The 12,371-nt window shown below is 68.6% G+C and carries 11 protein-coding genes; 7 read left to right on the plus strand and 4 right to left on the minus strand.

Annotation, left to right across the window (positions count from 1 at the left end; translation table 11 throughout):
- Positions 1 to 96 precede the first annotated feature (96 nt).
- From EV645_RS36390 to EV645_RS36400, 3 genes are all read left to right on the plus strand, one after another.
- Entirely contained in the window at positions 97 to 1,080 is a 984-nt protein-coding gene (locus EV645_RS36390; RefSeq protein ID WP_198682103.1) for a hypothetical protein, read from the plus strand.
- A 69-nt stretch (positions 1,081 to 1,149) separates the two neighbouring features.
- Positions 1,150 to 2,031: a MurR/RpiR family transcriptional regulator gene (locus EV645_RS36395; protein ID WP_130448841.1), complete on the plus strand. Its 882-nt coding sequence runs from the start codon at positions 1,150 to 1,152 to the stop codon at positions 2,029 to 2,031.
- Between the two features lie 48 nt (positions 2,032 to 2,079).
- The gene (locus EV645_RS36400) at positions 2,080 to 3,513 is read left to right on the plus strand and encodes a hypothetical protein (protein WP_242000883.1); all 1,434 of its coding nucleotides are present in this window, start codon (positions 2,080 to 2,082) and stop codon (positions 3,511 to 3,513) included.
- A gap of 16 nt (positions 3,514 to 3,529) precedes the next feature.
- Here EV645_RS36400 and EV645_RS36405 read toward each other — a convergent pair whose 3' ends face one another.
- Entirely contained in the window at positions 3,530 to 4,735 is a 1,206-nt protein-coding gene (locus EV645_RS36405) for a citrate synthase (RefSeq protein ID WP_130448843.1), read from the minus strand.
- 83 nt (positions 4,736 to 4,818) lie between these two features.
- On the opposite strand from EV645_RS36405, the gene EV645_RS36410 reads away from it, so the two are divergent.
- The gene (locus tag EV645_RS36410; protein ID WP_130448845.1) at positions 4,819 to 5,958 is read left to right on the plus strand and encodes a citrate/2-methylcitrate synthase; all 1,140 of its coding nucleotides are present in this window, start codon (positions 4,819 to 4,821) and stop codon (positions 5,956 to 5,958) included.
- Between the two features lie 449 nt (positions 5,959 to 6,407).
- Here the strand turns inward: EV645_RS36410 and EV645_RS36415 are convergent, their stop codons facing one another.
- Positions 6,408 to 7,841: a flavin-containing monooxygenase gene (locus tag EV645_RS36415; RefSeq protein ID WP_130448847.1), complete on the minus strand. Its 1,434-nt coding sequence runs from the start codon at positions 7,839 to 7,841 to the stop codon at positions 6,408 to 6,410.
- A gap of 114 nt (positions 7,842 to 7,955) precedes the next feature.
- Between EV645_RS36415 and EV645_RS36420 the strand changes: the two genes are divergently transcribed.
- On the plus strand, positions 7,956 to 8,327 hold the full coding sequence (locus EV645_RS36420; RefSeq protein ID WP_130448849.1) for a YciI family protein: 372 nt from the start codon (positions 7,956 to 7,958) through the stop codon (positions 8,325 to 8,327).
- 60 nt (positions 8,328 to 8,387) lie between these two features.
- On the plus strand, positions 8,388 to 9,611 hold the full coding sequence (locus EV645_RS36425) for an RNA polymerase sigma factor (protein ID WP_130448851.1): 1,224 nt from the start codon (positions 8,388 to 8,390) through the stop codon (positions 9,609 to 9,611).
- Here the strand turns inward: EV645_RS36425 and EV645_RS36430 are convergent.
- Positions 9,587 to 10,003, minus strand: a complete 417-nt coding sequence (locus tag EV645_RS36430) for a MerR family transcriptional regulator (RefSeq protein WP_130448853.1) — start codon at positions 10,001 to 10,003, stop codon at positions 9,587 to 9,589. The genes EV645_RS36425 and EV645_RS36430 overlap by 25 nt on opposite strands.
- Before the next feature lie 24 nt (positions 10,004 to 10,027).
- On the opposite strand from EV645_RS36430, the gene EV645_RS36435 reads away from it, so the two are divergent.
- Complete coding sequence (locus tag EV645_RS36435) at positions 10,028 to 11,443, plus strand: DHA2 family efflux MFS transporter permease subunit (RefSeq protein WP_130448855.1); 1,416 nt, start codon at positions 10,028 to 10,030, stop codon at positions 11,441 to 11,443.
- Here the strand turns inward: EV645_RS36435 and EV645_RS36440 are convergent.
- Complete coding sequence (locus EV645_RS36440) at positions 11,424 to 12,356, minus strand: RNA polymerase subunit sigma-70 (RefSeq protein ID WP_130448857.1); 933 nt, start codon at positions 12,354 to 12,356, stop codon at positions 11,424 to 11,426. The two genes, EV645_RS36435 and EV645_RS36440, sit on opposite strands and share 20 nt — an antisense overlap.
- Between the last annotated feature and the right edge of the window lie 15 nt (positions 12,357 to 12,371).

Raw genomic sequence — 12,371 nt, forward strand, 5'->3', positions numbered from 1 at the left:
GACCATCCTACGAACGGCGTCGATGATATATGCATTGACGACCATCAGAACTCTGATTAGTGTCTGTGCTCGTATCTATTCGAGGAGGGGTTCTTGATGAGGTTTCGAGTGCTGGCCGCGGCGTTGCTCGCCTTGACGGCGTCGCCGGCCGCAGTTCCCGCGACGGCTGCTGCTTCGCACGGGATTCCCGTGCAAATCGACGGCCGGACTGCTGACAGGTACCCGGAGGGCATCGCCTGGGATCCGACCCGGCAGGCGTTCCTGATCGGGTCGCTGGCGACCGGGCGGATCTCGGTGGTCGGCCGGGACGGCGTACCGCATCCGTTCGGTGTCGCGCCCGGGGTGTCGACGTTCGGGCTGCATGTCGATGCCGCGCGCAACCGTGTGCTCGTCACGTACGCCGATATCGGCAACGGTGAGCGGTCGTCGGATGCGACGCTCTACAAGCAGTCCGGTGTCGCGATCTACAACCTGCGTACCGGCCGGCTCGAGCGGAAGGTCGACCTGAACACTCCGCGGCTGAATCCGGCCGGTGGTCGGCACAGCGTGAACGACCTGGCGATCGATGCCGTGGGCAACGCCTATGTCACCGACCCGTCGGGAGACGCGATCTATCGGATCACGCCTGGCGGTACGGCGTCGGTTCTGGTCCGCGACAAGCGGCTGCAGAGCGACACGATCGGGGCCAACGGCATCGTCTGGCATCCGGGCGGCTACCTGCTGGTGGTCCGGTACGACGTGGGCACGCTGTTCCGGATCTCGCTGCGCGGTGCACTCAGTATGACTGGTCTGACCAGTGCACTGGTCGGGGGAGACGGCTTGGCGCTGGCGCGGGATGGCCGGTTGATCGCGATCACCAACAAGCTCGGTGCGGCCGGCGTCGAGCGGGCGACCGTGCTGAGCAGCCGCGACAACTACCGGACCGCGCAGGTGCGGTCGGTCGAGCCGTGGGCGGTGTCCGGTCCGACGACGGCCGCGATCACGCCGTACGGGACGTATGTGCTGAGCGGGCGGATCGATGTGCTGATCGCGGGTGGCTGGTCTGACCAGTTCACTATCCGGCGGATGGCCGCGCGCTGAGAGCCTTGGCCGGAATCGGACAGTGTGAATTCTTGTAATTGGTACTGAAGTGCTCTGAGAATTCTTTACATGAGTGCAGTCGCATCGCCGCCGCCGAGTCTCGAGGCGCGGATCCACGGCCTGCTGCCGGCGTTGAGTCCGGCGCAGGCCCGGATCGCCGCCGAGGTACTGCGGGATCCGGCGGCGGTCGCGGGATCGACGATCGGCCAGTTGGCGGCCCGCTGCGGTACGTCGCTGCCGAGCGTCACGCGCTTCTGCCTCGCGCTCGGCCTGTCCGGGTACGCCGAGCTGCGGCTCACGCTCGCGGCCGAGAGTGGTCGGACCAGTCTCAGCTGGGAGCGCGGGACTGGTTCGGAGGTCGGACCGGACGATTCGCTGGACGACGTACTCCGGACGCTCCTTCGCGCCGACACCCGGGCGCTCGAGGACACCGTCGCGTCGCTGGACGTCGACGCACTCGGCCGCGCGGTCCGGGCGATCTCGGACGCGCGGCGGATCGACCTGTACGCCGTGGCGGGGTCGGCAGCCGTGGCCGAGGACCTGCGGTTGCGGCTGCACCGGATCGGGCGGGGCGCGAGCACATGGAGCGACGTACACACCGCGCTGGCCAGCTCGGCTCTGCTCGGGACCAGTGATGTCGCGATCGGGATCTCGCACAGCGGCGAGACTCTCGAGGTTCTCGAACCCGTGACCAGAGCCGGGCGGCAAGGGGCGACGACTGTTGCCATCACCAACTATCCGCGCTCTCCGTTGGCGCGGGTTGCGGACATCGTGCTGGTCACCGCGGCTCGCGATGTCACGTTCCGGACCGGGGGACTGGCCGGCCGTCATGCCCAGATGATCGTGCTGGATGCGCTCTACCTCGGCGTCGCCCAGCGCGACTATCCGTTGGCCGAGCAGGCCTTCGACGCCACCGCCGATGCCGTCGCGGATCACCGTCAACGGTCCTGAAAAGTCTTCTGCCGCACGCTCCGTTCGACCGCCTTCCGAAGGAGAACCATGCAGAGTCCGCACCAGATCCTCGGCCCCAGCCGCCGCAGCCTGTTGCTCGGCGCCGGTGCCACCGCCTTGACCGCCGCAGCCGCAACAGCCGCTTCCACGACCACCGCAGCCGCCTCGACGGCAAACACCGGCGCGACGACCTCCGCCGCCGATGCGGCGAGCACCGCTGCGGCTGGTGCGGGGGCGGCCCCGGCCGCCGTGCCGTCGCCGGATACGTTGCCGTTGACCGGTGGTCCGGACTTCCCGATCGGGTTGTTCTGGCCGCCGCATCCGTACGCGAGCACCGCGCAACGGTTCGCGGAGATCAAGACCGCCGGCTTCGACTTCGTCATCTCCGGCAACTACGCGGGAGACGGCAACATCTTCCAGTACCAGCTCGGCCTGGCCCGCGACGCCGGGCTGAAGATGCTGATCTCGGACGACATCCAGATCCGCAACATGTCTCGCTGGTTCTCGATCTCCGACACGACCACCGACTTCCTCAGCGTGACGCCGGCCGAGGCGAGTGCGCTCTACATCCGCGCTCGCGACGCGTACGGGCCGTACTCGTCGCTGGCCGGCTTCAACTTCTACGACGAACCGGGTGCGGGCTGGTTCGCGACGCTGGCGAAGGCGCTTTCGATCTCGCGTGAGCTCGCGCCGCAGTTGCTGCCGTACATCAACCTGCTGCCGTCCGACGACCCGGCGTACTATCGCAACTTCGTCGACGTGGTGCAGCCGTCGCTGATCTCGTTCGACCGGTACCCGCTGCTCTCCGGCGGGCGCGAGGACGAGAACTACTTCCACAACTGGGCCATCGTCCGGGACGCGGCGCTGCACGGTGACATCCCGGCCTGGGTATACATCCAGACGCTTGCCTACAACAACCATCGCGAACCGACCGCGGCAGAGCTGCTCTGGCAGATCAACATCAGCCTCGCGTACGGCGCGAAGGGCATCCAGTACTTCACCTACTGGACGCCCGAGGCCGCTCGCGGTGAGGGATTCGGGCCCGCGCTGATCACGGTCGACGGGCAACGCACTCCCCGGTACGCCGCCGCGAAGAAGATCAACACAACCTGGCTGCATCAGGTCGGACGCGAGCTGAAGCCGCTCGTGTCCGAGTCCGTCGTCCACGCGAACGAGACGCCGCTCCCGAACGGAACGGTGGCGTTCACTCCGACCGCGTTCGTGACTGACGTCTCGCGGAGTCCGGTGGTGCTCGGCACGTTCAGGTCGCGGGACGCCGCGGTCAAGGATCGCTGGGTGCTGGTGGCCAACCGCTCGCACTCGACGCTGGCCCCGACCGTGGTCTCGGTGAACGAGCAGACGGTCGGGTCGGTCGAAATCTTCCAGCCGGCGAAGCAGACGTACGCCGCGCGGCGGGTCGGTCCGATCCCGTTGGAGCTGGCGCCCGGTGCAGCGACGTTGATCAAGCTCGGCGCGAAGTAGTGAAGCAGTGAAGTAGTCAGGTGGTCTGACCGGTGTAGATGCCCATCGCGCGGAAGCGGAGGGCCGGGGCCGCGTACTCCTCCAGGGCGTGCGCGGTCCAGCCGATCATCCGGGCGAGTGCGAACAGAGCGTCGCCGGCGTCCGGGCGGAAGTTGTAGGCGTGCATGATCGCGGCGATCGCGAGGTCGCTGTTCGGGAACGTCGGGGTGCGCTCGGCGATCGCGGCGATCGTGCCGACGATCGGGTGGTCGCCGAGCAGGCCGAGCAGTACTTCGGCGCGCGGGTCGCGATGCTGGTAGATCCGGTGCCCGAAGCCCGGGATCGGTTCGCCGGACCGCAACTGGTCCGACAGGGCCTTGAGCGGATCCTGCTGTGCGCGTTGGAGGAACTCGTACGCGAGGGTCGGTGCGGCGCCGTGGTACTGCCCGTCGAGCGCGCCGAGCCCGGCGGAGATCACGGCGTACAAGTTGGCGCGTGCGCTGGCGGCGACGCGGGCGGCGACCGTCGAGACGGCGAGCCCGTGGTCGGCCAGCAGGATCAGCGCGGCATCGAGCACCTCAGGTCGAGGCGCTTCGTCGGAAAGCTTCGGCCACAGGCGCGCGCCGAGAGTCGCGGACGGGGTCGTCCTCGGGTCGATCGTAGGACCCGGCAGCGCGGTCACCAAGGTTCCGATCAGTCGCCCAGCTGCAGCAGTCACGGACGGCGTAGACAGGTCGAACCGCAACGGATCCGCAGCCCCCAGCACCGCCACCGCCACCCGCAACCGATCCGTCAACCGAGCCCCGTCCGGCACCACCCCCATCGCTGCCCGAGCGAGCAGCACCCCCTCCCGCTCCACCCCGAACACCCCCACGGCGGTGTTCGGGGTGGAGCGGGAAGGCGAGGGAGCGGGGGGTTGGGCGGTCCAGAGGAGGTTGGCTACTTGTTCGACTGTCAAGCTGGTGGCGAGGGCTCGGGCTGAGTGGCCTCGGTAGTAGAGCTCGTCGTCCAGGAGGAGAGTCAGTTGGGATTCGATGCGTTCGACGACGCCGGAGTGGTCGACCGATTTGCTGGCCAGGCGTTCCACCTCGGCGGCTGAGAAGAGGCTTCCGCGGCGGCCGCGGGCTCGGGTGCTGGTGAGGAGGCCTCGGCTGACGTAGGCGTAGATCGTCTCCGGCTTGACCTGCAGGCGGCGTGCGACCTCCGCGGTGGTCAGGTAATTCTCGTCACCTTCGGCCGTCATCCCCGCTCCTCAAGCGATTCACCCCGATGAACATTGACTGGATCAATATTGACAATAGTTGATTGGCTGTCAACTCTGAAGATATGTCAACAGTGATCAATGTTCCGCCCGGTCTGCGCAACGTCGTCGTCACCGAGACGACCCTCGGCGACGTCCGTGGCGACGAGGGGTTCTACCACTACCGCCAGTACTCGGCGATCGATCTCGCCAAGTCCAAGACGCTCGAAGACGTCTGGTACCTGATGTTCGAGGGCCGCCTCCCGACCGACGCCGAGCGCGACCGGTTCATCGCCGAACTGGCGCCGCTGCGGGTCCTGCCCGACGAGGTCGGCGCGGTCCTCCCCGCGATCGCAGCCGCCGGTGCCAAGTTCAATCCGCTCGCCGGTCTCCGCACCGCCTTGTCGCTCCTGGCGGCGGTACGTGGCCTCACGCCGCTCTGGGACGCTGACTCGGCCCGCCGCAAGGCCGACGCGATGCTCGTCTGCGCGGTCACCCCGACCATCCTCGCGGCCCTCTACCGACTCCGCGAAGGCCAGCAGCCACTGCAGCCGCGCGCCGACCTCTCGGCCGCAGCGAACTGGCTCTACCTGGTCACCGGCGCGGAGCCGAACGCAGTACATGCGACCGCGATCGAGCACTATCTCGTCTCGACGCTCGACCACGGCTTCAACGCCTCTACGTTCACCGCGCGGGTGATCGCCTCCACCGGCGCCGACGTGGTCTCAGCCGTTGCCGGAGCGATCGGCGCGTTCTCCGGACCGCTGCACGGCGGCGCCCCGGACCGCGCCCTCGCCAGCCTCGACGAGATCGGTACGCCGGACCGCATCGACGCCTGGGTCCGCGCGAAGGTGTCCGCAGGCGATCGGATCATGGGCTTCGGCCACGCGGTCTACCGAACCGAGGACCCGCGTTCGTTGATGCTTCGCGATATCGCCCGCGGCATCGGCGGTGACCTGGTCGACTTCGCGACCACTGTCGAGCAGCGCATCGTCGACGTCCTCGCCGAGCTCAAGCCCGGCCGCAACCTCTACGCGAACGTCGAGTTCTACGCCGGCGTCGTGATGGAGCTGTGCGGCATCCCGCGCGCGATGTTCACGCCGACGTTCGCCGTCAGCCGCATCATCGGCTGGTCCGCCAACATCCTCGAACAGTCCGAGGACCCGAAGATCATCCGCCCGATCGCCACGTACGTCGGCCCGCAGCCGCCGGCCCCGCTCCCCTGAGCCCAGCCGCTCGCGCTCCGGGCGGCAGCCATTTCATGGGTTCACCCCCCGCGTTGCCCCTTCTCCCCCCGCATGCAGTGGGTGAAGGGGCAACACCAGGGGTGAACCCATGAAATTGGCGTGAGGTGGGGTGGGGGAGCGGCGGGGGGCCTGGTGGAGCGGGGGCTCGGTGGTGGGAGGCCGAGCGGGGTGGGACGTGCGGTGGGGTGGGAGGTGCCGTGGGCTGGGAGGTGCCGTGGGCTGGGGTGGTGGGAGGTGCCGTGGGGTGGGAGGTGCCGTGGGCTGGGGTGGGAGGTGCCGTGGGGCTGGGTGGTGGGAGGTGTGGTGGGGCTGGGGTGGGAGGTGCCGTGGGGCTGGGTGGTGGGAGGTGTGGTGGGGCTGGGGTGGGAGGTGCGGTGGGGCTGGGTGGTGGGAGGTGTGGTGGGGCTGGGGTGGGAGGTGCGGTGGGGCTAGGTGAAGTGCATGACGCCGTCGTCGACTGGGCTGAAGCGGAGGGACAGCAGGTCGCGCGGGTAGTTCTGGCGGAGGCGCCAGGGGCCCTGACTGCCCTGGCGAGGCAGGATCGCGGCGGCGCGGCGGATGTAGCCCGAGGACAGGTCGACGACCGGCCGGGGCGGGGCGTCATACTCGGCCGGATCGACCTCCGGGAGGCAGATCCGGGTCCCGGTCGCGGTCAGATGGTTGAGCAACCGGCACACGTACTGCGACGTCAGGTCGGACCGCAACGTCCAGGAGTTGTTGGTGTAGCCGATGCACCAGGCAAGGTTCGGTACACCGCTCAGCATCATCCCCTTGTAGACGAACGTGTCGTGCGGCGCGACCGACCGCCCGTCGACCGTCACCTGGATGTTGCCAAGCGCAACCATACGCAGACCGGTCGCGGTCACCACGAGATCGGCCTGCAGCTCCTGGCCCGACCGCAGCAGCAGACCGTGCGGGGTGAAGCGCTCAATCTCGTCGGTCACCACCGACGCCGACCCGTCCCGCAACGCCTTGAACAGATCGGCGTCCGGCACCAGACACAACCGCTGATCCCACGGCTTGTACTGCGGGGTGAAGTGCGGATCGACCGGGATCGACTCCGGCAACTCCCGAGCCACCCCGGCGTTCAGCAGCCACGCCGCATGCGCCGGCCACTTCCGGAACGCGCTGTAGAGCGCGGTGCTCACAGCAACGTTCTTCCCGCGGATCAGCCGGTGCGCGAGGTTCTCCGGCAGTACGGCGCGGAGACGGTCCGAGAAGGCGTCGCGGGCGGGGCGGGAGGCGACGTAGCTCGGCGTACGCTGCAGCATCGTCACGTGGTCCGCCGTACCGGCCATGGCGGGCACCAGCGTCACCGCCGTCGCACCGCTGCCGATGACGACCACTCGCTGGCCGGTGTAGTCCAGGTCGGCCGGCCAGTGCTGCGGGTGCACGATCCGGCCCTCGAACGAGCTTTGCCCGGGGAAGTCGACCACATACCCGGAGTCGTAGTCGTAGTACCCGCTGCACACGTACAAGAACGAGCACGTGTAGACCGAGTCGCCCGTCTCCACCGTCCACAGCGCATCCGATGACGACCAGGAGGCGTGTACGACGCGCTGGCCGAAGCGGATGTGCTTGTCGATGCCGTACGTCGACGCGGTCTCGTGCAGGTAGTCGAGGATCGACGGTCCGTCCGCGATCGCCTTCGCCGCCTTCCACGGGTGGAACGGGAACCCGAGCGTGAACATGTCCGAGTCCGACCGCACGCCCGGGTAGCGGAACAGGTCCCAGGTGCCGCCGAGCGCATCCCGCGCCTCCAGGACGGCGTACGTTCGATCCGGGCACCGAGTCTGCAGACGGTACGCCGCGCCGATCCCGGACAGACCTGCGCCGACGATGAGGACGTCCAGATGCTCCATCGAAGTCACAGTACTCAACAGTAATGAAGATTCTTCCCGGGTGTTGTCGATTCCGTGTGGCGGCGATCGTCAGCAAGATGTTCAGTACAAGCCCTACACGAGGGAGAGCCTGAGATGGCGCAGTACATGTTCCTGCTGTACGACAGCGAAGATTGGTACGACAACGTCACACCTGATGACTGGCAGCAGGCGATGAAGCTCCACGGGGCGTTCGCCGAGGCGGTGGAGAAGGCCGGGGCGCGGATCCTCGGCGGGGAGGCGCTCGAGCGGTCCAGTACGGCGAGCACGGTGAAGCAGCGCGAGGGCGCCGAGCCGCTGGTCACCGACGGTCCGTTCATCGAGACCAAGGAGGCGCTCGGCGGCTACTACGTCATCGAGGCCCGCGATCTCGACCAGGCGCTGGAGCTGGCCAAGATCTGCCCATCGGGCAACGTCGAGGTCCGTCCGGTGATGGACACCTCGTCGGACTCTCAGCCGTCCGCCTGACGTGCCTGGGTCGGGTACGCCGGCGTTCCGTCCCGCCGGCGTACCCGCGGGGGAGGAGCCGTGACGGAGGCCGTTGAGGTCACCCGGGTGGTCGACCAGGCTCATCGCGAGAGCTGGTCGACCGTGCTCGCGTCGGTCGTGCGGCTGACGCGAGACCTCGACCTGGCCGAGGACTGCACGCAGGACGCGTTCGTGCAGGCATTGCGGACCTGGCCGGACGGGATCCCGTCGAACCCGGGCGGCTGGCTGACCACGGTCGCGCGACGCCTCGCCCTCGACCGGCTCCGGCGCGAGACGAACCTCTGGCGGAAGCTCCCGTTGCTGGTCGAGGAGCCCGGGGAGGTTGAGCAGCCGACGGATCCGCTGAGGCTGGTGTTCACCTGCTGCCACCCGGCGCTGGCGCGCGAATCGCAGGTCGCGCTGACTCTGAGGCTGATCTGCGGACTGACAACCCGCGAGGTGGCGGCCGTCCTGCTGATCAGCGAGTCGACGGCGGCGGCGCGGATCACGCGGGCCAAGAAGAAGATCGCGGCGGCAGGTATCCCGTACCGGATCCCGGCTGACCACGAGCTGCCCAAGCGCTTGGACGTCGTGCTGACCGTCGTACATCTGGTCTACACGGCCGGGCATGTCGCGGCGGGGTCGGCGTTGACGCGGACCGATCTGACTGGCCGCGCGGTGGAGCTCGCACGGTTGCTCGAGCGGCTGATGCCGGACGAGCCGGAACCGCAAGCGTTGCTCGGGTTGCTGTTGATGACTGAGGCGCGTGGAGATGCACGAGTGAGTGCTGACGGCGAGCTGGTGCTGCTCGCGGATCAGGATCGTTCCCGGTGGGATGCGCAGCTGCTTGCCGAGGGGGTTTCGCGAGCCACGGCGGCTTTGGAACGCGGCCACGGGCGGTTCGCGTTGCAGGCGGCTGTTGCCGGACTACATGTGACCGCGCCGTCGTGGGCGAGGACGAACTGGGGCCAGGTGGTCCGCATGTACGACGCGATGATGGTGAGCTGGCCGACGCCGATCGTCGCCCTGAACCGGGCCGCCGCACACAGCCTCGTCCCCGGCGCGGACCTCGACACGGTCCTCGACGAATTGGATGCCTTGAGCAAGGAACCGGCGCTGGCGGCGTACGCGTATCTGCCTGCCACTCGCGCCGACGTGCTCACCCGGCTCGGTCGCACGGAGGAGGCCGCCGTGGCCTACCGGGAGGCGATCGAGCTCACCGCCAACGAGACCGAACGGCGCTTCCTGACCGCGAGACTTCAGGCGCGCGGCGCCCAGAGCTGATCGGCGTCGCCGGCTTCCATCCGGCCGCGGTAGACGTCGATCTTGTGGTCGATGAGCTCCAGACTCTCCTGCAACTCGGCGAGCTGGGTCAGTACGTCGGAGCGATGCGTCTCGAGGAGCTCGAGCCGATCCTTCTCGTTGCCACGGCCGGCCAGGACGAGCTCGGCGTACCGGCGGATGGTGCGGATCGGCATCCCGGTCGCCCGGAACTTGGTGCAGATCTTGATCCAGTCCAGGTCTATCTTGCGGTAGCGACGGCGCCCGCCGGCGGTGCGGTCGACGGTGGTGACGACCAGTCCGGCGCGTTCGTAGTACCGGAGCGTGTGGACGCTGACGCCGGTGCGTTCGGCGGCTTCGGCGATGCTGATCCCGCGTTCATTGACTTCGAGCACGCTCTAAATCCTACCGTCGATGGTATGACCCTCTCAACGCTCGAGGACACTGGTCTGACCAGTGCCCGCCGGTACGCCGTCCTGGTGATCTGCTGCGCCAGCCTGCTGATCTCGGTGATGGACATCTCGATCGTCAACGTCGCCCTGCCCGCGATCCGGGACGGGCTCGGCGCCTCGACGGCCGGACTGCAGTGGACCGTCGACGCCTACACGCTCGTCCTCGCCAGCTTCCTGTTGCTGGCCGGATCGACCGCGGACCGGTTCGGTCGCCGCCGGATGTTCCGGCTCGGGCTGATCGTGTTCGGGATCGGTTCGCTGCTGTGCAGCCTGGCGCCCGGTATCGGCTGGCTGATCGCCGCACGGGCCGTCCAGGCGGTCGGCGGCACGATGCTCAACCCTGTCGCGATGGCGATCGTGGTGACGGTGTTCCCCGACCGGGCCGAGCGGGCGCGGGCGATCGGGATCTTCGGCGCGACGGCCGGCCTGTCGCTCGTCCTCGGCCCGATCCTCGGCGGCGCGCTCGTCGACGGCCTCGGCTGGCGGTCGATCTTCTGGGTGAACCTCCCGATCGTCGTACTCGCGGTGGTCTTCACCAGCCTGTTCGTCCCGGAGTCGCGCGCCGCCCACGGCCGTCGGTTCGACCCGGTCGGTCAGCTCCTCGTGATCTTCGTCCTCGGCGGCGTCGTGTCGGCGATCATCGAGTCCGAGAAGCACGGCTGGGGTTCGCCGTTCATCATCGGACTGCTCGTGATCGCGGCCGTGTCGGCGGTCGCCCTGATCGCATACGAACGCCGGCGCCAGGAGCCGCTGCTCGAGCTTCGCCTGTTCCGCAGCGTCCCGTTCAGCTCCGCCGTGCTGATCGCCCTGTTCGCCTACAGCGGCTTCGGCGCGTTCCTCTTCGTCACGACCCTCTACCTGCAGAGCGTCCGCAACCTGTCCGCCCTCGACGCCGGCCTGTCCTTGCTGCCGGTCGGCCTGCTCATCTGCGTGCTCTCACCGCTGACGGGCCGGGTCGTCGGCGCCCGAGGCCCGCGTCTGCCGCTGGTCGTCGCGGGTACGGCGCTCACCCTTGGAGCGGCCGCGTCGATGACGATCGGCATCGCCACCCCGCTGCCCGTGATCCTCGCGATCTTCCTGCTGTTCGGCGTCTTCCTGGGCACGATCAACCCGCCGATCGCGAACTCGGCGGTCTCCGGAATGCCGGCGTCGATGACCGGTCTCGCGGCATCGCTCGCGTCGGTCGGCCGGCAGACCGGTACGTCGCTCGGTGTCGCGATCGCCGGATCGATCGTCGGTGCCAAGGCGACGACCGATCCGCAGGCGTTCGTCCACGCCACCCATCTGGTCTGGTGGCCGATCATCGCGATGGGACTCGTCGTACTGGCGTTGGCCCTGGTGAGCACGAGCCGCCGCGCACTCCTTACGGTGCAGGCGGTGTGAGCGGCAGACCGAAGTGCGTGACCAGGCTGGGTGTGCTGAACACGTGGATGTGGGTGAGCCCGGTGGCCGTCGGAGTGAGTACGGCGATGCCGTACGCCTCTCCCTTGAAGTAAGCCCCGACCGCAGGCTGACCGTTCGCGACGATCGGCAGCATCCGCCAGTCGCCCGGTGAGCCGACCGCGGAAGCCAATAGCTGCAGGCACATCACCCGGCCGTTGAACCAGGCCGTCGTACCGACCATCTCGATCGCCGCGTCCGCGCGCAGCGCCCGCTCGAGCGCCGCCATGTCGGCATTCTCGAAGCCGCTGACGTAGTCCGCGAGCAGAGCCTGCGCCTGGGGGTCGTCCGGCTCGACGATCGCCTCGGTCGGGTTCTCGTCGAGCCGGGCACGGGCCCGTTGCAGCGTGCTCTTCACCGCGGCGACGGAGGTGTCGAGCATGGTCGCGACCTCGGCCGCCGGGAACGCCAGGACCTCACGCAGGATCAGTACGGCGCGCTGCTTGGCCGGCAGATACTGCAGCGCCGCGATGAGCGCCAGCCGCAGGCTCTCTCGCGTGGTCACGATCGTCGCCGGGTCATCGACCACCAACGACTCTGCCATCGGCTCCACGAAGAGCACGGACGGGTCGTCGGGAGGTACGCCGGGGGACAGGTCCGTGGCCGGAGCGCCGAGCCCGGACGGCAGGGCGCGGCGGCCGCGCTGTTCGAGTGCGGTGAGGCAGACGTTGGTCGCGATCCGGTACAGCCAGACCCGCACCGACGAGCGCTCTTCGAACCCCGACCACGACCGCCAGGCCCGCAGGTACGTCTCCTGTACGGCATCCTCGGCCTCGTGCACCGACGCGAGCATCCGGTAGCAGTGGGCGAGCAGCTCCTTGCGGAACGGCTCGGTTCGGCTGTCGAAGTCGCTCACCACTACCTCGTCCCC

The organism is Kribbella rubisoli (assembly GCF_004217145.1).
Taxonomy (GTDB): Bacteria; Actinomycetota; Actinomycetes; order Propionibacteriales; family Kribbellaceae; genus Kribbella; species Kribbella rubisoli.

What these genes read in the sequence shown, in the direction of transcription:
- EV645_RS36390 (WP_198682103.1), top strand. Translation starts at nt 97, where the DNA reads ATGAGGTTTCGAGTGCTGGCCGCGGCGTTGCTCGCCTTGACGGCGTCG.
- EV645_RS36395 (WP_130448841.1), top strand. Translation starts at nt 1,150, where the DNA reads ATGAGTGCAGTCGCATCGCCGCCGCCGAGTCTCGAGGCGCGGATCCAC.
- EV645_RS36400 (WP_242000883.1), top strand. Translation starts at nt 2,080, where the DNA reads ATGCAGAGTCCGCACCAGATCCTCGGCCCCAGCCGCCGCAGCCTGTTG.
- EV645_RS36405 (WP_130448843.1), bottom strand. Translation starts at nt 4,735, where the DNA reads ATGACGGCCGAAGGTGACGAGAATTACCTGACCACCGCGGAGGTCGCA.
- EV645_RS36410 (WP_130448845.1), top strand. Translation starts at nt 4,819, where the DNA reads ATGTCAACAGTGATCAATGTTCCGCCCGGTCTGCGCAACGTCGTCGTC.
- EV645_RS36415 (WP_130448847.1), bottom strand. Translation starts at nt 7,841, where the DNA reads ATGGAGCATCTGGACGTCCTCATCGTCGGCGCAGGTCTGTCCGGGATC.
- EV645_RS36420 (WP_130448849.1), top strand. Translation starts at nt 7,956, where the DNA reads ATGGCGCAGTACATGTTCCTGCTGTACGACAGCGAAGATTGGTACGAC.
- EV645_RS36435 (WP_130448855.1), top strand. Translation starts at nt 10,028, where the DNA reads ATGACCCTCTCAACGCTCGAGGACACTGGTCTGACCAGTGCCCGCCGG.